23 protein-coding genes and 1 tRNA gene are annotated in these 22,580 nt (G+C 73.4%); 11 read left to right on the top strand and 13 right to left on the bottom strand.

The features are described 5' to 3' along the window. Both ABD323_RS29075 and ABD323_RS29070 read left to right on the top strand, forming a co-directional pair. A partial coding sequence (locus ABD323_RS29075) for a class E sortase (protein ID WP_344444969.1) occupies positions 1 to 782 on the top strand: 782 nt, incomplete at its 5' end. Between the two features lie 83 nt (positions 783 to 865). Continuing rightward, the gene (locus tag ABD323_RS29070; RefSeq protein ID WP_344444968.1) at positions 866 to 1,591 is read left to right on the top strand and encodes a class E sortase; all 726 of its coding nucleotides are present in this window, start codon (positions 866 to 868) and stop codon (positions 1,589 to 1,591) included. 77 nt (positions 1,592 to 1,668) lie between these two features. Here ABD323_RS29070 and pknB read toward each other — a convergent pair whose 3' ends face one another. From pknB to ABD323_RS29040, 6 genes are all read right to left on the bottom strand, one after another. Further along, positions 1,669 to 3,831: a Stk1 family PASTA domain-containing Ser/Thr kinase gene (gene pknB, locus ABD323_RS29065; protein WP_344444967.1), complete on the bottom strand. Its 2,163-nt coding sequence runs from the start codon at positions 3,829 to 3,831 to the stop codon at positions 1,669 to 1,671. A 353-nt stretch (positions 3,832 to 4,184) separates the two neighbouring features. After that, positions 4,185 to 5,645, bottom strand: a complete 1,461-nt coding sequence (locus ABD323_RS29060; protein WP_344444966.1) for a peptidoglycan D,D-transpeptidase FtsI family protein — start codon at positions 5,643 to 5,645, stop codon at positions 4,185 to 4,187. 79 nt (positions 5,646 to 5,724) lie between these two features. Then, positions 5,725 to 7,125 (bottom strand): FtsW/RodA/SpoVE family cell cycle protein, encoded by a 1,401-nt coding sequence (locus tag ABD323_RS29055; protein WP_344444965.1) that lies wholly within the window; start codon positions 7,123 to 7,125, stop codon positions 5,725 to 5,727. Between the two features lie 20 nt (positions 7,126 to 7,145). Continuing rightward, complete coding sequence (locus ABD323_RS29050; RefSeq protein ID WP_344444964.1) at positions 7,146 to 8,831, bottom strand: PP2C family protein-serine/threonine phosphatase; 1,686 nt, start codon at positions 8,829 to 8,831, stop codon at positions 7,146 to 7,148. 95 nt (positions 8,832 to 8,926) lie between these two features. Beyond that, on the bottom strand, positions 8,927 to 9,499 hold the full coding sequence (locus ABD323_RS29045) for an FHA domain-containing protein FhaB/FipA (RefSeq protein ID WP_344444963.1): 573 nt from the start codon (positions 9,497 to 9,499) through the stop codon (positions 8,927 to 8,929). 11 nt (positions 9,500 to 9,510) lie between these two features. After that, the gene (locus ABD323_RS29040) at positions 9,511 to 10,374 is read right to left on the bottom strand and encodes an FHA domain-containing protein (RefSeq protein WP_344444962.1); all 864 of its coding nucleotides are present in this window, start codon (positions 10,372 to 10,374) and stop codon (positions 9,511 to 9,513) included. Positions 10,375 to 10,812: 438 nt separating this feature from the next. Here ABD323_RS29040 and ABD323_RS29035 point away from each other — a divergent pair. Next, positions 10,813 to 10,899: transfer RNA gene (locus tag ABD323_RS29035), tRNA-Leu, on the top strand. Between the two features lie 117 nt (positions 10,900 to 11,016). Here the strand turns inward: ABD323_RS29035 and ABD323_RS29030 are convergent. Together ABD323_RS29030 and ABD323_RS29025 are read right to left on the bottom strand one after the other, a co-directional pair. Then, positions 11,017 to 11,211: a hypothetical protein gene (locus ABD323_RS29030; RefSeq protein ID WP_344444961.1), complete on the bottom strand. Its 195-nt coding sequence runs from the start codon at positions 11,209 to 11,211 to the stop codon at positions 11,017 to 11,019. Between the two features lie 31 nt (positions 11,212 to 11,242). Beyond that, positions 11,243 to 11,845, bottom strand: a complete 603-nt coding sequence (locus ABD323_RS29025) for a potassium channel family protein (RefSeq protein WP_344444960.1) — start codon at positions 11,843 to 11,845, stop codon at positions 11,243 to 11,245. A gap of 139 nt (positions 11,846 to 11,984) precedes the next feature. Here ABD323_RS29025 and ABD323_RS29020 point away from each other — a divergent pair, with 139 nt between their 5' ends. The 5 genes from ABD323_RS29020 (at position 11,985) to ABD323_RS29000 (ending at position 14,546) form a co-directional block, all read left to right on the top strand. Continuing rightward, entirely contained in the window at positions 11,985 to 12,455 is a 471-nt protein-coding gene (locus ABD323_RS29020; RefSeq protein WP_425556196.1) for a FluC/FEX family fluoride channel, read from the top strand. Beyond that, positions 12,452 to 12,808, top strand: coding sequence for a DUF190 domain-containing protein (locus ABD323_RS29015; RefSeq protein WP_344444959.1), 357 nt, complete (start codon positions 12,452 to 12,454; stop codon positions 12,806 to 12,808). Before ABD323_RS29020 ends, ABD323_RS29015 begins: the two co-directional genes overlap by 4 nt. Beyond that, positions 12,805 to 13,179, top strand: a complete 375-nt coding sequence (gene crcB / locus ABD323_RS29010; protein ID WP_344444958.1) for a fluoride efflux transporter CrcB — start codon at positions 12,805 to 12,807, stop codon at positions 13,177 to 13,179. The genes ABD323_RS29015 and crcB overlap by 4 nt, the downstream gene beginning before the upstream one ends. Before the next feature lie 110 nt (positions 13,180 to 13,289). Then, entirely contained in the window at positions 13,290 to 13,781 is a 492-nt protein-coding gene (locus ABD323_RS29005; RefSeq protein ID WP_344444957.1) for a GNAT family N-acetyltransferase, read from the top strand. Between the two features lie 39 nt (positions 13,782 to 13,820). Continuing rightward, positions 13,821 to 14,546 (top strand): alpha/beta hydrolase, encoded by a 726-nt coding sequence (locus tag ABD323_RS29000; protein ID WP_344444956.1) that lies wholly within the window; start codon positions 13,821 to 13,823, stop codon positions 14,544 to 14,546. A 7-nt stretch (positions 14,547 to 14,553) separates the two neighbouring features. Here ABD323_RS29000 and ABD323_RS28995 read toward each other — a convergent pair whose 3' ends face one another. Next, on the bottom strand, positions 14,554 to 15,792 hold the full coding sequence (locus ABD323_RS28995) for an MFS transporter (RefSeq protein ID WP_344444955.1): 1,239 nt from the start codon (positions 15,790 to 15,792) through the stop codon (positions 14,554 to 14,556). 139 nt (positions 15,793 to 15,931) lie between these two features. On the opposite strand from ABD323_RS28995, the gene ABD323_RS28990 reads away from it, so the two are divergent. Beyond that, a complete protein-coding gene (locus ABD323_RS28990; RefSeq protein WP_344444954.1) occupies positions 15,932 to 16,753 on the top strand; it encodes a hypothetical protein in 822 nt (273 codons plus the stop codon). 55 nt (positions 16,754 to 16,808) lie between these two features. On the opposite strand, the gene ABD323_RS28985 is transcribed toward ABD323_RS28990, so the two are convergent. The 3 genes from ABD323_RS28985 to ABD323_RS28975 form a co-directional block, all read right to left on the bottom strand. Continuing rightward, a complete protein-coding gene (locus ABD323_RS28985) occupies positions 16,809 to 17,051 on the bottom strand; it encodes a chaplin (RefSeq protein WP_344444952.1) in 243 nt (80 codons plus the stop codon). A 160-nt stretch (positions 17,052 to 17,211) separates the two neighbouring features. Continuing rightward, a complete protein-coding gene (locus ABD323_RS28980; RefSeq protein ID WP_344444950.1) occupies positions 17,212 to 18,405 on the bottom strand; it encodes a sensor histidine kinase in 1,194 nt (397 codons plus the stop codon). A gap of 29 nt (positions 18,406 to 18,434) precedes the next feature. Beyond that, positions 18,435 to 19,097 (bottom strand): response regulator, encoded by a 663-nt coding sequence (locus ABD323_RS28975; RefSeq protein ID WP_344444949.1) that lies wholly within the window; start codon positions 19,095 to 19,097, stop codon positions 18,435 to 18,437. A 270-nt stretch (positions 19,098 to 19,367) separates the two neighbouring features. Here ABD323_RS28975 and ABD323_RS28970 point away from each other — a divergent pair, with 270 nt between their 5' ends. Together ABD323_RS28970 and ABD323_RS28965 are read left to right on the top strand one after the other, a co-directional pair. After that, the gene (locus ABD323_RS28970; protein ID WP_344444970.1) at positions 19,368 to 21,149 is read left to right on the top strand and encodes a phosphatidylglycerol lysyltransferase domain-containing protein; all 1,782 of its coding nucleotides are present in this window, start codon (positions 19,368 to 19,370) and stop codon (positions 21,147 to 21,149) included. Positions 21,150 to 21,374: 225 nt separating this feature from the next. Further along, entirely contained in the window at positions 21,375 to 22,139 is a 765-nt protein-coding gene (locus ABD323_RS28965) for a hypothetical protein (protein ID WP_344444948.1), read from the top strand. A gap of 47 nt (positions 22,140 to 22,186) precedes the next feature. Here the strand turns inward: ABD323_RS28965 and ABD323_RS28960 are convergent. Next, a partial coding sequence (locus tag ABD323_RS28960; RefSeq protein ID WP_344444947.1) for an ATP-binding protein occupies positions 22,187 to 22,580 on the bottom strand: 394 nt, incomplete at its 5' end.

Below are 22,580 nucleotides of genomic sequence, written 5' to 3'. Positions count from 1 at the left end.
CCAACGGCCGGATGGCCGTGCGCTCCGGCAAAGGCCGCCGCCGGGCGGTGGGGCGAGGCGGTGCTGCGGTGCGGCCCAAGGAGTCCAAGCGCGTCCTGGCCGCCCGCCTGGTGGGCGAGCTGTGCATCACGCTCGGCCTGGTGATGCTGCTCTTCGTCTCGTACCAGCTGTGGTGGACCAACGTGCAGGCGAACGCCTCCGCGGACAGCGCCCGCAGCAAGCTGGAGTCGCAGTGGGCCAGCCCCGGCGCGGCCGCGCCGGCTCCGGGCCCCGGCCAGTCGGCCGCCCCCTCGCCGGGGGTGTTCGCGCCGGGCCAGGGCTTCGCGATCCTGCACGTCCCCAAGCTCGGGCTGGACTACCCGATCGCGCAGGGCACCGACAAGGAGAAGGTGCTCGACCACGGCCTGGTCGGCCACTACGACAACACCGCGCTGCCCTCCGACGCGTCGGGCAACTTCGCGGTGGCCGCGCACCGCACCACGCACGGCCAGCCGTTCCGCAAGATCGGCCAGCTGTCGCCGGGGGACAAGGTCGTGGTGGAGACCGCGACCACCTACTACACCTACGAGGTCGAGGGCGGCATCCCGGAGACCTCGCCGACCAACGTGGCGGTGCTGCAGCCGATCCCCAAGGGCTCGCCGTTCACCCAGCCCGGCCGGTACCTCACGATGACCACCTGTACGCCGGAGTTCAGTGCACGGGGAAGGCTCATCGTCTTTGGCAAGATGGTCGATGAACGGCCCAGGAGCCAGGGACAGCCGCCGGCGCTGACGACCCAGTAGGAGCTGACGCTCCGTCGGGGGCGGTGCGCCCGCCCGCCCCGCGCTGCGCGGCGCGGCCCCCGACAGGACGAGGCGGAACCACCGTGAGCTGCACCAGGGTCCGGCGGCGCAGGCGCTCGCGCGGGGCGCTGGCGCTCGGGGTGTTCGGCGAGCTGCTGATCACCGCGGGGCTGGTGCTGGCGCTCTTCGTCGGCTACTCGCTCTGGTGGACCGACCTGCTCGCCGACCGGCAGTCCGGGCGGGCCGGCGAGCGGCTGCGGCAGTCCTGGGCGCCGACCACGCCGACGCCCGCCGTGCCCGAGGGCCCCGGCTACCGGGCCGGGGCCGGGCTGGGCTTCCTGCACATCCCCGCGCTGGGCCGCGGCTACCAGGTGCTGATCGAGCTGGGCACCGGCCCGGAGGTGCTCAACGAGGGCGTCGCGGGGGTCTACCAGGATCCGTACCGGGCGGCCATGCCGTGGGACGCGGTCGGCAACTTCGCCCTGGCCGCGCACCGCGACGGGCACGGCGCGAAGTTCCACGACCTCGACGCGCTCGACAAGGGCGACGCGGTGGTGGTGGAGACCCGGGACCGCTGGTACGTCTACCGGGTGGACGCCACCCTCGCGCAGACCACCAAGTACGACACCGGGATCATCGCCCCGGTGCCCGAGGGCGCCGGTTACCGGGGACCGGGACGCTACATCACCCTGACGACCTGCACGCCGGTGTACACCTCGCGCTACCGGATGGCGGTCTGGGGCAGCCTGGTGCGGGTGGACCAGGTCGACGCCCGGCGCACGCCCCCGCCGGAGCTGCGCGGGAACTGACGCGGCGGCGGACGCCGAAGGGGGGCCGTGCCCCGCCCTGAGGCGGTGCGCGGCCCCCCTCGCGGGTGGCTCAGTGCTTAGTTGCCGTTGGCCCAGGGGGGTGTGCCGAAGGCGCCGCCGATCGGGTTGGTGGGACTCCCGGTGGCACCACCGGTGGTACCACCGGCTCCTTTGGGCGCTGCCGCCGTGGTGAGCTGGATGCTGGTGCCGGCGTCGACCAGCTGGTTGGGGCCGGGGTTGGTCGTGACGACCACGGCCTTGTCGTCGCTGGGGCCGTTGAAGGTCCAGTTGGTCAGACCCTTGGCGGTGAGCGCCGCGGTGGCCTCCTTGACCGTCTTGCCGGTCAGGTCCGGGACCTGGATCTTCGCGGGCGCCGCGTAGATGGTCAGGGTGACCGTGCCGCCCTTGGCCACCTTGGCGCCTGCCGCCGGGTTCTGGGTGGCGACCGTGCCGACCACCTGGCTGGCGTTGGTGGACGGGACGGTCTTCGAGGCGTCGACCGTGAAGCCCTGGCCCTGCAGCGTCTGGCCGGCGACGTCGGCGGTCTGGCCGACCACGCCGGCGACCGTGATCTTGCCCTGGCCCGACGAGATGGTCAGGGTGACCGTGGCGTTGGGCTCCGCCTTGGTGCCGCCGGGGACGTCCTGGGAGATCACCGAGTCCTGCGGAACGGTGTCGCTGGTGGCGTACTGCGGCGGGCCGACCTGGAAGCCGGCGTCGGTCAGCGCCTTGGTCGCGGCGTCCTTGGTCTTGCCGGTCACGTCCGGAACCGGGCTCTGGCCGGGACCGGTGGAGAGCTGGACGGTGATCGTCCCGGTGGACGCCATCTGGGTGCCGGCCGCCGGGCTCTGCTGGCAGACCAGGTCCTTGGCCACGTTGGCGCAGGTGGTCGGGGCCCCCTGCGCGACGGTGAGCTTGGAGTTGGCGGTGTGCGCGGCGGTGGTCGCGTCCGCGAGGCTCTTGCCGGTCAGCGTGGGCACGACGATCTGGGTCGAGGCCGCGTTGCCGCTGTTGCCACCGCCCTTGAACATGGCCGAGGCCACGAAGAAGGAGCCGACCAGGACCAGCACGGCGGCGACCGCCAGGATGATCCAGGAGGTGTTGCTCTTCTTCGGCTGCTCGTCGCGCCGGCGCCCGCTGCGCGGGCCCTCGTCGTAGCCGTCGTTCCCGTTGCCGCCGTAGCCGGGGTCGTAGCCGCCCGCGCCCTGGTAGCCGCCGGGGCCCTGGCCGTAGCCCTGCTGGCCGACCGGCGGCAGCATGGTGGTCGGCGCGGCGCCGCCGCCCTGCTGGGGCAGCAGGTTGGTCTGGCCGTACGGGTCGTGCTGGGCCGGGTAGCCGTTCTGGTCGTAGCCGTAGCCGCCCATGCCGTACGCGGCCGCCTGCTGGGCGGCGGCGACGGGCAGGCCGTCGAGGAAGCGCTCGATGTCGTCGCGCATCTCGTCGGCGCTCTGGTAGCGGTAGTCGCGGTCCTTGGCGAGCGCCTTGAGCACGATCGCGTCGATCTCGGGGCGCACCTCGGGATCGTAGGCGGACGGCGGCTGCGCCTCCTCGCGCACGTGCTGGTAGGCCACCGCGACCGGCGAGTCGCCGACGAACGGCGGGCGGACCGTCAGCAGCTCGTAGAGCAGGCAGCCGGTGGAGTAGAGGTCGGAGCGCGCGTCGACCGTCTCGCCCTTGGCCTGCTCGGGCGAGAGGTACTGGGCGGTGCCGATGACGGCCGAGGTCTGCGTCATCGTCATGCCGGCGTCGCCCATCGCGCGGGCGATGCCGAAGTCCATCACCTTGACGTTGCCCTGCCGGGTCAGCATCACGTTGGCGGGCTTGATGTCGCGGTGCACGATGCCGGCCCGGTGCGAGTACTCCAGGGCCTGCAGGATGCCGATGGTCATCTCCAGCGCGCGCTCGGGCAGCAGCCGGCGCCCGGAGTGCAGCAGCTCGCGCAGGGTGGAGCCCTCGACGTACTCCATCACGATGTACGGGATGGAGATGCCGTCGATGTAGTCCTCGCCGGTGTCGTACACGGCGACGATGGCGGGATGGTTCAGCGACGCCGCGGACTGCGCCTCGCGGCGGAAGCGGGCCTGGAACGACGGATCGCGGGCCATGTCGGCCCGCAGCGTCTTCACTGCGACGGAGCGGCCGAGCCGGGTGTCATGGGCGAGGTAGACCTCGGCCATGCCGCCGCGTCCGAGGACGCCGCCGAGCTCGTACCTGCCGCCGAGGCGACGAGGCTCTTCCATAGTTCCGACCCTCTCCCTCACCGGGCGGTGAGGTTATGACGTAGGTTCCCCGCACGCTTCCGTAGTGACGCTGTTCTGTAGTGACGCAGACGGTGCCGGCACGGTTCGCCGCCACGGTGGTGCCGTGACGCCGGCCGGGCCGGGCGCCGGGGCCGGTCGAGGCAGCCGCGGGCACACCCGCTGCTGCGGATACGCTACCGGTCGCCCGCCGGACAACTCGACACGCCCGCCAGCCGAGACCAGACCGGTATCCGGCCCGGGCCCGAACGCCCAGTATCGCCGACCGGCCGGGCGTTCGAGGGGCGGTTCACCGTCCGGTCACGCAGTGATCACGCGAGCGGGCCGCCGCGGCCCTACTGTCCGGTGGCCGCCTGCATGATCGACTTGGCGATCGGGGCGGCCAGGCTGCCACCGCTGATCTCGTTGCTCTGGGCGGCGCCGTCCTCGACCACCACCGCGACTGCCACCGGGGCGCTGTCGCCCACCTTGGCGTAGGAGACGAACCAGGCGAACGGCAGACCGCTGTTGTCCTGGCCGTGCTGCGCGGTGCCGGTCTTGCCACCGACCTCCATGCCGTTGATCCGGGCGTTCTTGCCGGTGCCGTTCTGCACCACGTCGACCATCATCTGCTGCAGCTTCTGGGCGGTCTGCGGGCTGATCGCCTGGCCCATCTCGTGCTCGGTGTGCTTGGAGATGGTGGTGCCGGTGGCCGAGCGCTCCTCGTCCACCAGGTAGGGCTGCATCAGCTTGCCGTTGTTGGCGATGGCGGCGGCGACCATGGCCATCTGCAGCGGGGTGGCGGCGGTGTTGTGCTGGCCGATCGCGTCCTGGGCGGTGCCGTCCGGGGTGGAGTCGCTCGGGAAGGTGCTCTTGGCGGAGCGGATCGGGGTGTCCACCGTGCTGTTGAACCCGAACTTCTGCGCCTGGGCTAGCAGCTTCTCCTTGCCCAGGTCGGCGCCGAGCTTGCCGTAGACCGTGTTGCAGGAGATGGTCAGCGCGTACTTGAGGGTCGCCTGGCCGCACTGCTCCTGGGGGTTGTCGTTGCGCAGCTCGGTGCTGGTCCCCGGCAGGATGTAGTGGTCCGGGGTGTCGGTCTGGTCGTCCGGGCTCTGGTACTTGCCGGTCTCGAACGCGGTCGCCGCGGTGATCAGCTTGAAGGTCGAGCCGGGCGGATAGGTCTCGCTCAGCGCGCGGTCGAGCAGCGGCTTGTTCGGGTCGTTGAGCAGGTTCTGGCGGTTCTTGGTGTCCACGCTGGTGGAGTTGCCGGCGAAGCTGGCCGGGTCGTACGAGGGGGTGCTGACCAGCGCCAGGATCGCGCCGGTGCGCGGGTCGATCGCGACGGCGGCGCCCTTCTTGGTGCCCAGCCCGTCGTAGGCGGCCTTCTGCACCTTGGGGTCGATCGTGGTGACCACGTCGCCGCCCTGCTTCTGCTTGCCGGTCAGCGCGTCCAGGGTGTTGCGGAAGAAGAGCCGGTCGTCGGTGCCGGCCAGGATGCCGTTCTCCGCGTAGTCCAGGCCGCTGTTGCCGAAGGCCTGCGAGGAGAAGCCGGTGACGGGGGCGTACATCGGCCCGTCGGTCCAGCCGCGCTTGTACTTGTACAGGTAGCCGCCGGTGGCGTCCGAGCTGGTCAGCGCCTGACCGCCGGCGAAGATGTTGCCGCGCGGGTAGGCGTACTGGTCGAAGACGTTGCGGCGGTTGTTGGGGTTGTCGGCGTAGCTGGTCGCCTCCACCCCCTGGACCCAGTTGGTGCGCAGCAGCAGTGCCAGGATCAGTACCAGGCAGAAGACGGAGACCCGTCTGATGGGCTTGTTCACGAGCCGGGCCCCTCCTCGTTTCCGGTGCCACCCGGCGGCGGCTGTGTGGTGCGGCGAAGCCATTCAACCGCACAGACTCCTACGCTCCGACCGCCCGGGTCGGTTCCGGTGCCGGACGACGGGCACTGTCGCTGATCTTGAGCAGCAGGGCGACCAGGCTCCAGTTGGCGATCACCGAGGAGCCGCCCTGGGCCAGGAAGGGCATGGTCATCCCGGTCAGCGGGATGAGTCCGGTGACCCCGCCGGCCACCACGAAGACCTGCAGCGCGAACGCCGAGGACAGGCCGGTGGCGAGCAGTTTGCCGAACGGGTCGCGGGCCGCCAGCGCGGTGCGCAGGCCGCGCTGCACGATCAGCCCGTAGATCAGGAAGAGCGCCATCAGGCCGGTCAGGCCCAGCTCCTCGCCGAAGGAGCCGAGGATGAAGTCGCTCTTGGCGGCGAAGCCGATCAGCCAGGAACGCCCCTGGCCGAGCCCGGAGCCGGTGACGCCGCCGGAGCCGAGCGCGAAGAGCGACTGGCCGATCTGGTCGCTGGCGCCGGACCCCGGGTGGGCGAAGGCGGCCAGCGGGTCGAGCCAGGCGTCGATCCGGACCTTGACGTGCGCCTCGGTGGAGCCCACCAGGACCGCGCCGCCGATCGAGAGCAGCAGGCCGAAGACGATCCAGCTGGTCCGCTCGGTGGCGACGTAGAGCATCACCACGAAGAGGCCGAAGAAGAGCAGCGAGGAGCCCAGGTCGGTCTCGAAGACCAGGATCAGGATGCTCAGCAGCCAGACCACCAGGATCGGCCCCAGATCGCGCCCGCGCGGCAGGTAGAGGCCCATCACCCGGTGGCTGGCCAGCGCCAGGGCGTCGCGCTTGACCATCAGGTAGCCGGCGAAGAAGACCGCCAGGATGATCTTGGCGAACTCGCCGGGCTGGATCGAGAAGCTGCCCAGGTGGATCCAGATCTTGGCGCCGAAGTCCGCGGCGCGGGCCGGGAAGAAGGCCGGGGCGGCCAGCAGCGCCAGGGCCAGCACCATCGAGATGTACGTGAAGCGCTGCAGCACCCGGTGGTCGCGCAGCAGCACGATCACCGCCAGGAAGAAGGCGATCCCCAGGGCGGACCAGATCAGCTGGTTGGTGGCCGCCGGGTAGTTCCCGCGCAACTGCTTGCCGGCCTTGTCCAGCCGCCAGATCATCACCAGGCCGAGCCCGTTGAGCAGGGTGGCGGCCGGCAGCAGCAGCGGGTCGGCGTAGGGCGCGAAGCGGCGCACCGCCAGGTGGGCGGCGCCCGCCAGGGCGCCCAGGCCCAGGCCGTACTCCAGCATCCCGGCCGGCAGCCGGCCGTCCATCGCCAGGCCCACGTTGGCGTAGGCCAGCATCGGCAGCAGCAGGGCGAACGCCAGCAGGCCCAGCTCGGTGTTGCGCCGGCCCGGAGCACCTGCCGGGCCGAGCCCGACGCTGCGCCCGAGCCGGTCACCGAGCTGGAGGGAACTCACCGGCGCCTCACCGGCCGCACTCAGGAGCCCGCGCAGTTGACGGCCAGCTTCTGCTCGTCCTCGCTGAGGGCGGGCGGGGAGCTGGTCGCGGGTGCGCTGGGCGAGGCACTGCCCTGGGGCGGGATGCTCGGGCTCGCGCTCGCACCGGGCGTCGGCTGGACGGGCACCGGGGTGGGCGAGGCGCCCGGGGCGGGCGTCGCGGGGGAGGCGCCGACCTTGGGGGCGGTGCGGTACGCGGCGGTGGTGGCCGGCGGAGCGGCCGGGGTGACGGGCTTGGCGACCTTGCGGCAGACCGCGGCCTGCGCGTCGAACTCCTTGACCCGCTCGTTGGCGGCGGCCAGGCTGCCGGCCTCGATGGTGCTCTTGAGCTGCTGCTGCTGGTACACCGGCAGGTCGGTGACCTCGATCGGGTACTCCTGGTAGAACGAGGACAGGTTCAGCCCGGCCAGGTTCTGGTTGATGCCCTGGTAGACGGTGACCTTGCCGTTGTGGTCGGCCAGGTAGTACTTGCCCTGGGTCCACTGCCAGCCGCCGTACGCGGCGCCGCCGACCAGGCCGAGCGCCACCACCATGATCGCCGAGCGGCGGAACCAGCGGCGCTTCTTCGGCGGCTCGGGCGGCGCGGGGTAGTCCTCGGGCCGGTAGCCGTCGGCGTCGTACTCGCCGTCGGGCGCACCGGCCGGCGCCGGGGCGCCGTAGGCCTCCTGCGGGTAGCCGGCCTGCGGGTAGCCCTCGCCGGCGTTCTCCTGGTAGCCCTGGGCCGGCCCGAAGCCGCCCTGGGTGGCGTCGTAGCCGCCCTGGCCCTGGTAGCCGTCGGCCGGGCCGAAGGCGCCCTGCGGGGCCGGCCCGCGGCCCAGGCCTGCCGCCCGGCCGGCCGGGGTGTCGATCACCGGGTTGTCCACGGCGGTGCCGTGCGGGCCCTCGGCGACCGCGCCGACCACCACCGGGACGGTGGTGAACTGCCCGCTGAAGGTGTCGCTGGGGCCCACGTCCAGGACGTCGGCCACGATGCAGGTGATGTTGTCGGGGCCGCCGCCGCGCAGCGCCAGCTGGATCAGCTCCTGGATGGTCTGCTCGGGGGCGTAGAAGCTCCCGAGCGTCTCCTCCAGCGTCTGGTGGCTGACCGGGCCCGACAGGCCGTCCGAGCAGATCAGGTAGCGGTCGCCGGCCCGGACCTCACGGATCGACAGGTCCGGCTCGACCTGGCCGCGGCCGTCCAGCGCGCGCATCAGCAGGGAGCGCTGCGGGTGGGTCTCGGCCTCCTCGGGGGTGATCCGGCCCTCGTCCACCAGGCGCTGGACCCAGGTGTGGTCCTGGGTGATCTGGCTCAGCGAGCCGTCCCGCAGCAGGTAGGCGCGCGAGTCGCCGACGTGCACCAGGCCCATCCGGTCGCCGGTCCACAGCAGCGCGGTGAGGGTGCAGCCCATGCCCTCGAGCTGCGGGTCCTGATCGACCATCAGCCGCAGCCGCTCGTTGGCGCCCTGGACCGCGTCGTTCAGCAGGGTCAGCAGATCGGCGTGCGGGTCGGACTCGTCCAGCGCGATGATCGAGCTGAGCACCTCGGAGGAGGCGACCTCGCCGGCGGCCGCGCCGCCCATGCCGTCGGCCACGGCCAGTAGCCGCGGACCGGCGTACCCGGAGTCCTCGTTCCCCTCCCGGATCAGCCCCTTGTGGGATCCGGCGGCGAAACGCAGCACGAGGCTCATACGGTGCGTGCCCCCCTCTGGGCCTCGCGCTGGGCGACGGCGCTCGCGCCGCCGGCCCGGCTGGTCATGGACGGGGTGCTGTCCCTCATGCGCTACTACTTCCGCAGTTCGATGACGGTCCTGCCGATACGGATCGGCATCCCCGGCTGGAGCGGTGTCGGCACGGTCAGCCGCTGCCGGTCCAGATAGGTGCCGTTGGTGGAGCCTAGATCCTCCACGGTCCACTGCCCAGCCTGATCCGGGTAGATCCTGGCATGGCGCGACGAGGCGTAGTCGTCATCGAGCACGATGGTGGAGTCGTGCGCGCGGCCGAGCGTGATGACCTGGCCCTGCAGCGCCACGGTGGTCCCCGCCAGGGCGCCCTCGACCACCACCAGCTGGGTGGGCGCGCCGCGGCGCCGCTGGCCGGCGCCGCCCAGCGGCTGGGTGCCGTGCTGGGTGCCCTGATCGCGCGGGCCGCTCTGCTGGCGGGGCGGGGCGGCGGCCGGGGTCGGCGTCGCCGCGGCCGCGTTCGCGTTCGCCGTTGCGCCGGCGGCCCGCCGGCCGGTGCGGGAGGTGCCCTTGGCGCCGAACAGGTCGCTGCGGATCACCTGCACCGCCACGATGACGAACAGCCACAGCACGGCCAGGAACCCCAGCCGCATGACTGTCAGAGTCAGCTCAGACACCGCTGCCCGCCCTACCCTTCGACCTGTCGGTAGATGATCGTCGTGGAGCCCACGACGATCCGAGAGCCGTCGCGGAGCGTAGCGCGCTGGGTGTGCTGCCCGTCCACCACGATGCCGTTCGTGGACCCCAGGTCGAGCACCATGGCGGGCGTTCCGGGGCGGATCTCGGCGTGTTTGCGGGAGACCCCGGGGTCGTCGATCCGCACGTCCGCCTCGGTGGAACGGCCCAGGACGCAGGCCGTGCCGGTGATCTGGTGGCGGGCGCCGTTGACCTCGATCCAGCGCCGGGTGCCCGCTCCGGACCCCGAGCCGGGGAACGGGCGGACGTTGCCCATGCCGGCGCCGGCCGGCGCGGGGGGCGTGACGGGGGGAGCACTCGGCGGCGTCGGTGCGCCGCCGTACGTCGGTGCGCCGTTCTGCTGCCACGGTGCGCCGGGGGCCTCGGCGGCCGGACCGCGGCCGTAGCCGCCCGGGGCGGCCGGCTGCTGCTGCTCGGGCAGGTCGCTGGCCAGGGTGCGGCTGCGCACCCGGTAGAGACCGGTGTCGAGGTCGTCCGCCTGCTCCAGGTTGACCTGCAGCGGCCCGAGGAAGCTGTAGCGCTGCGCCTCGGCGTACTCCAGCACCATGCCGGCGAGCTCCTGGCCGAGCTGCCCGGCGTACGGGCTGAGCCGCTCGTAGTCGTGCGGGCTGAGCTCGACGATGAAGTCGTTGGGCACCACGGTGCGCTCGCGGTTCCAGATGGTGGCGTTGTTGTCGCACTCGCGCTGCAGCGCTCCGGCGATCTCCACGGGCTGGACCTCGGACTTGAACACCTTGGCGAAGGTGCCGTTCACGAGACCCTCGAGCCGCTGTTCGAACTTCTTCAGGACTCCCACGGGGCACCCCCTTCCAGGGTTCTCGGCTTCTCGGCGCGGGGCCACACGGCCCGATTGCGGTACTTCCGTACTGATCGTATCCACGCCGCGGCCATCTGTACGGTTCCCCGGCCCACGTGGTGGACGGGCGTGGGATGCCGCACACCCGCCCGACGGGGCGGGCCCGGTGGCACAAGGGATACCCGGCCCTCCCGGTGCTCACCCCTGGGCCGGTGGCCGGGGGCCGGCCCGCTCGGCCGTTCGAGTCGCGCCCGGCGGACAGCTGTGCAGGCCGGGCGGGGGAAGGGATTCGTAGGTTCCCCGTGGGGCGTGCTAATGTTTTGCATGTCGGAAGGGGCGCCCGAGAGGGAGCCGAAACCGGCCGAGTGGGAAGCGAAGCGGGTCCAAACCGGTTCGACCTCACCCGGACGATCGGTTAGCATCTACGACAACACCCATGCGCGGGTGGCGGAATAGGCAGACGCGCTGGATTCAGGTTCCAGTGCCCGAAAGGGCGTGGGGGTTCAACTCCCCCCTCGCGCACCAGGCAGTACCGGAAACGGTGCCTCCCACAGTGACGGAAGTCGCTGCGAGAGGCACCGTTTTCGTATGTCCGCAGGCGGCCGGGCCATCGGGGGCGAGGGCGGTCCGGTGACGGTGCGGTCAGCTCTCGCCGTTCTCCTCGTCGGTGGTGTGAGGGAGCGTGATGCCGTGCTTGGCGGCCATCCTGATCAGTCCCGAGATCCGCCCCTCGTAGGCCTGCACCCCGTCGAGGTCACCGTCGGCGCGGGCCAGTTCCAGGGCCGCGCGGGCCTGGGCCAGCTGCTCACGCAGTTCCTCGTCGAAGATTCCGCTCACCCGTCCAGCATCTCCGGGGTCCGGGAAATCTTCAACCGCGTGCCGAGGGGTCCGCACCGGGTGGCCGCGGTGGGCCGTCCGGGTGGCGCACGCGCAGCCGCCGGCCGAGCCGGCCGCGCAGTTGCTGGCCGAGCGCGGTGGCGCCGGCGGTGAGGAAGACGAAGGTGTAGAGGATCTGCACCATCACCACCACCCGGGCGGACTGGCCGGTCGGCACGATGTCGCCGTAGCCGACCGTGGACATGGTGACCACCGTGAAGTACAGCGCGTCGATGCGGGTGTGCAGGCCGTCGAACTCGCTGGGGCTGCGGGCCAGCGCGAGGTAGGCGGCGGCGAAGAGCACCAGCGCGAGGCTGAACAGGACCAGGATGGCGACGGCGGGCATCCCGCGGCCGAGCGAGAGCACGATGGTGCGGATCTGGACCACCAGCAGCAGGGCCAGCACCGCCAGCGCGATGCCGAAGACGGTCCAGCTGAGCTGCGGGTGGTCGGGGCCGAAGGCGCCCATCGGAATGGTGAAGTAGATCACCAGCAGCAGGGCCGGGGCGAGGACCAGCAGCACCCGCAACCAGCGCGGCGGGCGCGAGGGCTGCGGCTGCGGCTGCGGCGGTGCGGGGTCCTGCGGTGGCTCCATGGGTCCAGCCTTCGCGGACGCGGCGCCGGTGTCCCGCCGACTGCTCCATCGGAGCGGCGGGCGCCCGGCGGGCGGCGGTAGGTTGGGCGGCACAGATCGGCCCCGAGGACGGCAGGGCCCGGCCGGGAGGAGTGGACCCGTGGAGCGGACCCGTAGCGAGCCGGTGGCCGCGGCGGTCACGGCCGGCGCGCACCGGGCGCCGTACGACGTGCTCGCCGTGGTGGTGGCCGGCGGGGTGCTCGGGGCCGAGGCCCGGTACGCGGCCGGCCTGATCTGGACCACCCACCCCGGCACCTTCCCGTGGACCACGCTGCTGATCAACACGGTGGGCTGCCTGGTGATCGGGGTCTTCCTGGTGGCGATCACCGAGGGGCGTGCGGCGCACCGGCTGGTGCGGCCGTTCTTCGGCACCGGGGTGCTCGGCGGTTTCACCACCTTCTCCACCTACTGCGTGGACATCCAGCGCCTCGTGGACGGCGGGCACCCGGCCACCGCGCTGGGCTACCTGGCGGCCACCCTGCTCGCCGCGCTGGCGGCGGTCGCCGCCGGGGCGTGGGCGGCCCGGCTGCTGCTGGTCGCCGCCGGCCTGCGACGGGCGGGGACGCGATGAGGGCGGGCGGTGCGGCGCTGCGGCTGACCGTGCTCACCGGCGACGGCGCCACCTGGCACCACCGGCCGCTGGCCACCGAGATCGTGCACCGGGCGCACGCCGCGGGCCTGGCCGGGGCCTCGGTCTTCCACGGGGTGGAGGGCTTCGGGGCCTCCTCGGTGGTGCACTCCGCCCGGCTGCTGTCGATGAGCGAGCACCTGCCGGTGGCGGTGGTGATCGTGGACCGCGCCGAGCGGGTGCGGGCCTTCCTGCCGCAGCTGGACGGCCTGGTCACCGGCGGGGTGGTGACGCTGGAGGAGGTCGAGCTGCTGCTGCCCGGGGAGCCGGCCGGGGACCCGGAGGGCGGGCGGTGAACGGCTACCTGCTGGTGGGGTTCGGCGCCGCCGTGGGCGCGCCGCTGCGCTACCTGACGGACCGCGCGGTGCAGGCCCGGCACGACACGGTCTTCCCGTGGGGCACCTTCACGGTGAACGTGACGGGTTCGCTGGTGCTGGGGCTGCTGACCGGCGCGGTGCTGGCCGGCGCGGCCTCCCCGCAGCTCCAGCTGCTGATCGGGACCGGACTCTGCGGGGCGCTGACCACCTACTCGACGTTCAGTTACGAGACGCTGCGGCTGGCCGAGACCGGGGCGCGGCTGTACGCGCTGGCGAACGTGGTCGCCTCGGTCTGCGCCGGGCTGGGCGCGGCCTACCTGGGCGCGGTGCTGGCCCGGGCGCTGTTCTGAGGCGGGCGCCGTCGGGATCGGGCGCCGTCCCGAGCGGGCCCTGTTCCCACCGGGTGGTCGCGGGTGATCATGGGCGGGACCTGATGCGAGACGAACCCGGGAGCGCGTCCATGACCTCCACCGCCACCACCCCCGCCACCCCCGCCTGGCGGGTCCGCCGGCCAGTCGCCGGGGACTTCGCGGCCTGGCGCGACCTCTTCCGCCAGTACGGCGAGTTCTACCGGGTGGAGATGCCCGAGGAGCGCTTCGCGCTGGTCTGGTCGTGGATCGGCGACCCGGCGCACGAGGTGGAGTGCCTGCTGGTGGTGGACGCAGCCGACCGGCCGGTCGGCCTCGCCCACGTGCGGCCCTTCGCCCGCCCGCTGGCCGGCGCGGTGGGCGGCTACCTGGACGACCTCTTCGTCGACCCGGCCGCCCGCGGCGGCGGCGCGGTGGACGCGCTGCTGGCCGAGCTGCGGGCGCTGGCCGCCGAGCGCGGCTGGAACACGGTGCGCTGGATCACCGCCGACGACAACCACCGGGCCCGGGCCAAGTACGACCAGGTGGCCACCCGCACCATGTTCGTCACCTACGACATGCCGCCGGGCGGGCCCCAGGGCTGAGAATGGGCTCCTTGGCGGTTGTGGCGAGGAGTGGACCAGGTGGCAGCGGCGGTGTGGTGGCCGGTTCGGCCGAGCGAGGTGCGGGGCGTGGTCCTGGTGCTGCACGGGGGCCAGGTGGAGAACACCGCGCCGGCCCGGCCGTGGCACCCGGCGGCGGTGCGGATGCGCGGGTTCGTCCGCCCGGTGGCCCGTGCGACGGCGGCCGGCGGCGCGGCGGTGGGGCTGGTGCGCTACCGCTACCGCGGCTGGAACGGGGAGCGGGCGGACGCGGCGCGGGACGTCACGACGGCGCTGGACGCGGTGGCGGCCGAGCTCGGGCCGGTGCCGGTGGTGCTGCTGGGGCACTCGATGGGCGGCCGGGCCGCGCTGCGGGCGGCCGGTCAGCCCACCGTCACCGGGGTGCTGGCGCTGGCGCCCTGGTGCCCGCCGCAGGACCCGGTCGAGCAACTGGCCGGGCGCACCCTGGTGACCGTGCACGGTGACCGGGACCGGGTCACCGATCCCGCCCACACCCGGGAGCTGGCCGCCCGGGCCCGGGCGGTGGGTGCGTCGGTGGCCGGGATCGAGGTGGTGGCCGCCGACCACGCGATGCTGCACCGCTCGCGGGACTGGCACCGGGCGGCCGCCCAGCTGAGCGCCGCGCTGCTGGGGCTGGCCGAACCCGCGCCCGAGGTGGCGGCGGCGCTGGCGCTGCGCGGCGACACCGCGCAGGGGCTGCGGATCGCGCTGCCGCACGGGACGTGGAGCCCGCAGCCGGTCGGCTGAGCCGCCCTCAGCGGCGGCGCACCGCGGGCAGGGCGGCCACCACCGCGGTGGCGGCCAGCTGCCATCCGGCGCCGAGGCCGAGCACCGTGGAGGTGCCGAGCGCGGCGGCGACCGGGCCCGCGGCGGCCAGCCCCAGCGGTCCCAGCGCGAAGGCGCCCAGGCTGTTCCAGGCGTACACCCGGGCCTGCGCCTCGGGCGGCACCAGGCGTTGCACGACGGTGTCGTCGAGGGTGCCGGCCACCGTCGCGGCCAGGCCCGCGGCCAGGTCGGCGGCGCAGACCCAGGGCAGCGCCGCCCCGCCGGCCAGCGCGGCCGAGGGCAGGGCGAAGGCGCCCATCGCGAGGGTGGCCGTCAGCAGCGGGCGGCCGGGGCGGCGGGCGAGCAGCAGCAGGCCGCCGGCCACCGCGCCGACCCCGTAGCAGGCCGTCATCAGGCCCCAGGCGCCCGCACCGCCCAGCCGCCGCTCGGCGGTGACCGGACCGAGCACCAGGTACGGCGCCCAGCAGAGCAGGTTCATCGCGCCGGCGTGCAGCGAGGTGGTCCACAGCCAGGTCCGGGAGCTGAAGTGGCCCCAGCCCTCGCGCAGTTCGCGCAGCAGACCGGGCTTGGCGGCGGGCGCCGGCAGGGTGACCCGCAGCCGCGCGAGGGTCAGGACGCTGACCGCGTAGCTGGCGGCGTCCAGGGCCAGCACCGGGCCGGGGCCGGCGGCCACGGCGACCAGGCCGGCCAGCGCGGGGCCGGCCACCGTGCTGGTGGAGCGGATCAGGCTCAGCACGCTGTTGGCCTCGGCGAGCTGCTCGGCGGGGGCGATCCGCGGGATCAGCGCGGCCAGCGCCGGGTTGAAGACCGCCTCCCCGGCGCCGCCGAGCACCACCGGCACCAGCAGCGCCCACAGCGGCGGGTGGCCGGTCATCAGCAGGAGGGCGAGCAGGGCCTGGGCCAGGCAGCGCAGCAGGTCGGCGGCGAGCATCACCCGGCGGCTGCCCAGCCGGTCGGCGGCCACGCCGCCGAGCAGCAGCACCAGGACCAGCGGCAGGATCCGGGCGGTCAGCACCCAGCCGAGCTCGGCGGGGCCGCCACCCTCGCGCAGCACCGCGAAGGCGAGGGCGACGGGAGCCATCGAGGAGCCCAGCAGCGAGGTGGCGTAGCCGGGCAGGAACCAGCGGGTGTTGCGATCGTGCCAGAGCGGGGAGCGCGGCGACAGGGCGTGCCGCAGCCCGTGGCGTTCGCGCGGGGCGGTCGTCATGGAGAGCAGCCTGCCGCCGTCATCCGCGCTCCGGCAAGGCTTTCTGACGGAATATCTGAGTGAAGGAGCATCAATTTTCTGCTATCACTGAAATGGTGCAGTAAACGGGCTCTGAACTGCGGAGAAGGGGAGTTGTGGCGTGATTGATTTACTGCGGGAACCGGTGGAGTACGCGGTCGCGGTCGAGCGCTACCTGGATGCCGCGGAACTCAAGGACGGCTCGCGCCGGGTGTACCGGATCGCGCTGGCGACCTGGGCCTGGGCGATCGCCGGGCGCACCGTGCCGCTGGGGCGGGACCGGCGTCGGGCGGCGCCCCCGGTGCTGCCGCTGGCGCTGCTGGACGATCCGCGGGCGGCGCGGCGGCTGGCCGGCGCCGCCGCGCTGCGGGCCGCGGCGGCCGGGCCCCGCACGGTGAACCGCGAACTCTCCGCGCTGCGCGCGGCGCTCGGCTGGTGGCGGGCGCAGGGCTGGCTGAGCGGCGACCCGCTGCCGGGGCTGGCCCCGTTCGCGCCGGCCGGGCCAGGCGCCGGGGCCCGGGACGCGGTCGAGGTGGGCGCCGTGCTGGCGCTGCCGGCGCCGCTGCGCGACCAGGTCTGCTGGCACCTGGTGTACGAGTCGGGGGCCGCCATCGAGCGGGTGCTGGCGCTGGACGTCGACGACCTCGACGTCTCGGCCCGGCGCGGCCGGGGCAAGGCCGCCGACCTGCGCTGGGGACCGGGCTCGGCCCGGCTGCTGCCGCTGCTGCTGGTCGGCCGGGCCGGCGAGCCGCTGCTGCTGACCGACCGCCGGGCGCCGGCGGGGACCGCGCCGGGCGAGCGCTGCCCGCTGACCGGGCGCGGCCGGCTCTCCTACCGCCGGGCGGCCGAGCTCTTCACGGCCGCGACCAGGCCGCTGGACCCGGCCGGACGCGGCTTCACGCTGGGCCGGCTGCGGCTGGGCGGCGCCGACCGCCGGGGCTGAAACGCGGGCGGCCGCCCCCGCCACGTGGGCGGGGCCGGCCACGGGCCGGGTGGGGTCAGCCCTGGTTGACGCAGGTGTTGCCGATCGCCGGGTTCAGCACGCTGACGACGCCGATGCTGTTGCCGCAGACGTTGACCGGGATGTGGATCGGGATCTGGACGACGTTGCCGGACAGCACGCCGGGCGAGCCGACCGCCGCGCCCGACGCGCCGGCGGAGGCGCTGGCCGCGCCCGCGCCGCCGAGGACGAGCGCGCCGGCAGCACAGGTCAGCACGAGGGCCCTGCGGAAGTCCTTCATGGGTCTTCTCCATTCCTTGCGGGATCGAACGGGTCACGCCGGAGCACCGAGACCGGATATGGCCGAAAGTGTCCCTTGGGTTACTCTTCGGGGTCCCCGCCCGACCGGACGGTTGCGCCACCCGCTTTTCACCCGCACGGCGCAGCCGATTCGGGGCCTGTCACTCCCGTGCCCCGGCCGGGAGTTCGGCGTGCACGGCGAAGCCGTGGTCCGCGGTGGGCCCGGCCGTCATCGATCCGCCCAGCAGCTGGGCCCGCTCGCGCAGGCCGACCAGTCCGTGCCCGCCGCCGGGCAGCGTGGGGGCCGCCGGACGGCCGCCCGGCACCGGTCCGTTGCACACCTCGACCAGCAGCCGCTCGCCGCGGGCGGTCACCCTGATCCGCACCTCGGCCCCCGGTGCGTGCTTGCGGATGTTGGTCAGCGCCTCCTGGACCGTGCGGTAGGCGGCCCGCTGGACCGCCTCCGGCCAGCTGCGCCCGCCCGGCGTCAGCTCGCTGCTCGTCGCCAGCCCGCTCTGCTCGATCAGCTCCGGCAGGTCCTCCAGCCGCGGCTGTGCGGTGAGCGCCGACGCGCCGGCACCCTGCGCGCCGGCGCCCTCCTCGCCGCCGCCCGGCAGCGCCGAGCCGCCGGCCGCCCGCAGCACCCCGACCAGCTGGCGCAGCTCCTGCAGGGTGCGCACCGACAGCTCGCGGATGGTCCGGGCGGTCTGCTCGGCGCGCGGGTCGGTGGTGGCCACCTGCAGCCCGCCGGCCTGCACGCTGATCAGGCTCACCTGGTGGGCGACCACGTCGTGCATCTCGCGGGCCAGGCGGGCGCGCTCGGTGGCCAGCACCCGTTCGGCCACCAGCCGCGCCTCGCGCCGGCGGCCACGGGTCAGCTCCTCCAGCCGCAGGGTCAGCTCGCGCCGGGTGCGGGCCAGCATGCCCAGTGCCACCGGGGCGATGCCCAGCAGCAGCGACTGGATCAGCGCCAGCCCGTCCGTCCGGTCCAGCGAGAGGACGTCGACGGCGGAGTTGGGCCCGGCCACCGACCAGGTGAAGTAGTCGGCGGCCGCGAAGGCGACGGCGCAGAGCACCGGCACCGCGGGCCGGCGCCGCTGGGCCGCCACCGAGTAGAGCGCGGTCATCGGGGCCAGCCAGCTCTCGGTGAAGAAGGTGCCGGGCAGCGCCAGCACCATCGAGACCACCGGCAGCCGCAGCCGCAGCAGCAGGCCCAGCGCCCCGACGGCGTTCAGCGCGTTCTTCCACCAGACGGTGTCGCGGTCCAGCAGCCAGCCCTCCAGCAGGGACAGCAGCACCGGCAGCAGCAGCGCCGCCCAGTGCCGCACCGAGCGGCCGGCGGTGCCGCGCGCCACGGCCCGCGCCCTCGCCCGCAGCGCCGCTCTCACGGCTGGGCGGGGCGGACCAGCCCGGCGCGGTGGGCGATGACGGCCGCCTGCACCCGGTTCGCGGCACCGAGCTTGCCCAGGATCGCGCTGATGTGGTCCTTGACGGTCCCGGTGCCCAGGAAGAGCCGGTCGGCGATCTCGGCGTTGGCCAGTCCCTCGCCGACCAGCGCCAGCACGTCGCGCTCGCGCACGGTCAGCGAGCGGACCAGGGTGAGCGCGGCGCCGTCCGGGCCGCCGCCCTCCACGTACCCGCCGATCACCGTGCGGGTGACCGCCGGCGAGAGCATGCTGCCGCCGGCCGCCAGGATCCGCACCGCGTGCACCAACTGCTCGGGCGCGGTGTCCTTGAGCAGGAACCCGGCCGCGCCGGCCCGCAGCGCGGTGCCGATGTACTCGTCGGTGTCGAAGGTGGTGAGCATCGAGACGGCCGGCGGGTCGGGCAGGGCGCGCAGCTTGCGCAGCACCGAGATGCCGTCCAGGTCGGGCATCCGGATGTCCAGCAGCACCACGTGCGGCCGCAGCCGCAGGACGGCCTCCTCGGCCTGGGCCCCGGAACAGCCGCCGACCATCTCCAGGTCGGGCGCGGAGCCCACGATCAGGCCCAGGCCCGAGCGGACGAGCAACTCGTCGTCGACGATCAGCACGCGGATAGCTGTCATCAGCCCTGCTCTCTGTACAGCCCCCTGCCTCGGGGCGGTGGCGCTCGACGGGACGAGCCTAGGGCTTCGGGGGCCCCTGACCCCCGCCGAACGGCGGGGGGTGAATCGGCTGACCGGTTCACGCGGATCTCTTCGGGGGTGGGACACGATGGATGACGCTCCTCCACCAGTGCGGATGCGCTGCTTGACCTGATCGTTTGGAATTGAGCTGTGTCCTCCACCACTAAGCAGCCCCCGACGGGCGCCCCGGCCACCGCCGGCGCCGGTTTCCTGGCCCGGCTGCGCCCGCGCGCCGCGGCCGGCACGGTCTGGTACCTGCGGCTGATCGCGCTGCTCAACCTGGTGGCGGTGCTGCTGACGCCGTTGCGCAACACGGTGCGCCACCACTCGGAGGGCGAGTACTTCACGCCGTACCTGATGACGACCGGCCTGGCGACGGCGGTTCTCTCGCTCTTCCTCGCGGTGGCGATGCGCCGGCGCAAGCGGGCCGCCTGGATCTTCAACCTGGGCCTGGGCGGGGTGACCTTCCTGCTCTACGTGCTGGCGCTGGGCTGGCCGGGCGAGAACCACTACAACCAGCACGGCTTCAACTACTTCTCCACCGTGCTGACCGGCCTGTTCATGCTCTGCCTGGTGGTGAGCCGCAAGGAGTTCACCTCCAAGGGCGACCGGTCCAACCCGAAGATGGCGGTGGCCACCTTCTTCGGCGGCCTGGTGGTCGGCGGCACCATCGGCGCCGTCCTGGTCGGCTTCTACAACACGCTCTCCGGGGCGAGCCTGGGCGACCGGTTCCGCTACGCGATCTTCCGCATGATCACGATCGACCCCTCGGACAAGGTGCTGGACGTCATCAACGTCCCCAGCTGGCTGAACGCCTTCATCAACGCGATGGGCGCGGTGCTCCTGCTGCTGGTGATCTACGTGGCCTTCCGCAGCCCGCGCGGCAAGGAACTGCTCAACCCCGAGGACGAGGAGCGGCTGCGCGAGCTGCTGGAGAAGCAGGGCGAGCGCGACTCGCTGGGCTACTTCGCGCTGCGCCGTGACAAGGCGGTGATCTTCTCGCCGACCGGCAAGGCCGCGGTGACCTACCGGGTGGTGGGCGGGGTCTCGCTGGCCTCGGGCGACCCGATCGGCGACCCGGAGGCCTGGCCGGGGGCGATCGAGCGCTGGCTGGCCGAGGCCCGCGAGCACGCCTGGGCGCCGGCGGTGATGGGGGCCTCCGAGGAGGCCGGAGTCATCTACGCGCGTCATGGCCTGGACGCCCTGGAGCTGGGCGACGAGGCGATCGTCGAGCTGGACGAGTTCTCGCTGGACGGGCGGGCCATGCGGGTGGTCCGGCAGGCCTACAACCGGGTCAAGCGGGCCGGCTACACGGTGCGCATCCGGCGGCACGGGGAGATCCCCGAGGCCGAGATGGCCGACCTGCTCAGCAAGGCCGACCGCTGGCGCGACGGCCAGACCGAGCGCGGCTTCTCGATGGCGCTGGGCCGGCTGGGCGATCCGGCCGACGGGCGCTGCGTGATGCTGGAGTGCCACGACGCCCAGGGCGAGCTGCGGGCGCTGCTGAGCTTCGTGCCGTGGGGTCCCAAGGGCCTGTCGCTGGACCTGATGCGCCGTGACCGGGAGACCGAGAACGGCCTGATGGAGTTCATGGTGATCGAACTGCTGGAGAAGGGCGCCGCCGAGGTCGACCTGGAACGGGTGTCGCTGAACTTCGCGATGTTCCGTTCGGTCTTCGAGCGCGGATCGCGCCTGGGCGCCGGTCCGGTGCTGCGGTTGTGGCGCGCCGTGCTGGGTTTCTTCTCCCGCTGGTGGCAGATCGAGTCGTTGTACCGGGCGAACGCGAAGTACCGGCCGATCTGGGAACCGCGTTACCTGCTCTTCGAGAAGAGCAGCGAGATCCCTCGGATCGGCCTGGCCAGCGCCCGGGCCGAGGGGTTCATCACCGCACCGAGCCTCCCCGCCCTGTTCCGTCGCCGGCATCCGCGCCCGACCGCCCCCGTGGCGGCAACGGCGGGTCTGCCCACGGCGGAACGTGGTGGGAAGGGGTAGCCCTCCGCCGGGGGGCGGAGGGGGACCTGACGCGGGCACAGGGCCCGCGCGATGGGGGGTGGCCGAAAGGCGCTGCCTACCACTTGAGGATGACGCGCAGATACGCACCCGGTCTGACTCGAATCGTTTTCCCGCTGTTTAGGCTGGAGACTGAACCGGGGGGTGCGTACGCATCATGGGGACCGGGCGGGAAATACCTGGAAAAGACGGACAAGAGAGGTAATCGTGAGCCAGAGGACCCACGCGGGGGACGTGCGACGAGGGGTGGTGCCGCTCTTGCGGCGGGCCGTCGTCGCCGAGTGGGGAACACTGTTCGCAACGCTTCGGGAGCAGCTGGCGCGCAAGCGCTTCGCGGCCGTTCCGCTGGCGGTCGTGGCGACGTTCCTGATCCTCCTGTTCAGCATCGTGCAGCACCTGCCGGGCGGGGAGGGGTTCGTCACCCGGATCGGGGTCGTCAAGGCGGGCCTGCCGCTGGACGTCTCGCTGCTGCGCACGCCGCTCTCGCTCTACGTGCCCGCCCTCGACCTGCCGGTCTGGGGGGCGCTGGCACAGGTGCTGGTGGTCTTCGGGATCGCCGAGATCGTGCTGGGCCGGCGGATGACGCTGGTGGTCGCCTACGCCTGCACGCTGGCCGGCACGATCTTCGCCCGGATCGGTCTGCACATCGGCCCGGACCACCTCTTCGGTTTCCCCGCCTGGATCGCGCACGCCCGTGACACCGGGCCCTCGGCGGCCGTGGTGGCGCTGGCGATCTGCATCGCCTGGAAGTGCCGGGCCTGGGCGACCGGGGCCGCGGTGATCGGCACCATGATCGCCGAGGCGGTGGCGATCCCGAACCTGGCCGGCCTGGAGCACATCGTGGCGCTGATCAGCGCCGTGCTGATCGCCGCCACCGCCGAGGTCTTCGGCAGCTACTGGCCGCGGGTGCTCAGCGGGGTGGGCGCCGCCCGCCTGGTGGCGGCCGAGGGCCGGCGCACGGCACTGCCGTAGCCCCGCCACCGGCCCCGGCCGGCGGGGGGGCCGGCCGGGACCGCCGGTCAGGAACGGGGCAGCGGGAGTTCGAACCAGACCACCTTGCCGACCGCCTTGCGGGCGGTGCCCCACCGTTCGGCGAGCTTGCTGACCAGGTTGAGGCCGCGCCCGTTCTCGTCCATCGACTCGGCCGGCTCCAGCGAGGGCAGGTTGTGGTTGTCGTCGCTGACCTCGACCAGCAGCTTGTCCACCCGGATCAGCTGGAGCTGGACGTAGTCCCGGGCGACCCGGACCGCGTTGGTGACCAGCTCGCTGACCAGCAGCTCGGTGGTGTCGCTGAGCCCGGTCAGCTGCCAGGCGGTGAGCTGGTCGCGCACCAGCGCGCGGGCCCGGCGGACCTCGGACTTGTCCACCGCCAGCGTCCAGGTGGCCACCTCGGTCTCGGCCACGCCGTCGAAG

Source organism: Kitasatospora nipponensis, from assembly GCF_039528135.1.
GTDB classification, from domain to species: Bacteria; Actinomycetota; Actinomycetes; order Streptomycetales; family Streptomycetaceae; genus Kitasatospora; species Kitasatospora nipponensis.
Note: the sequence above shows the minus strand (reverse complement) of the source record. Positions and strands in the feature narration are given on the sequence as shown.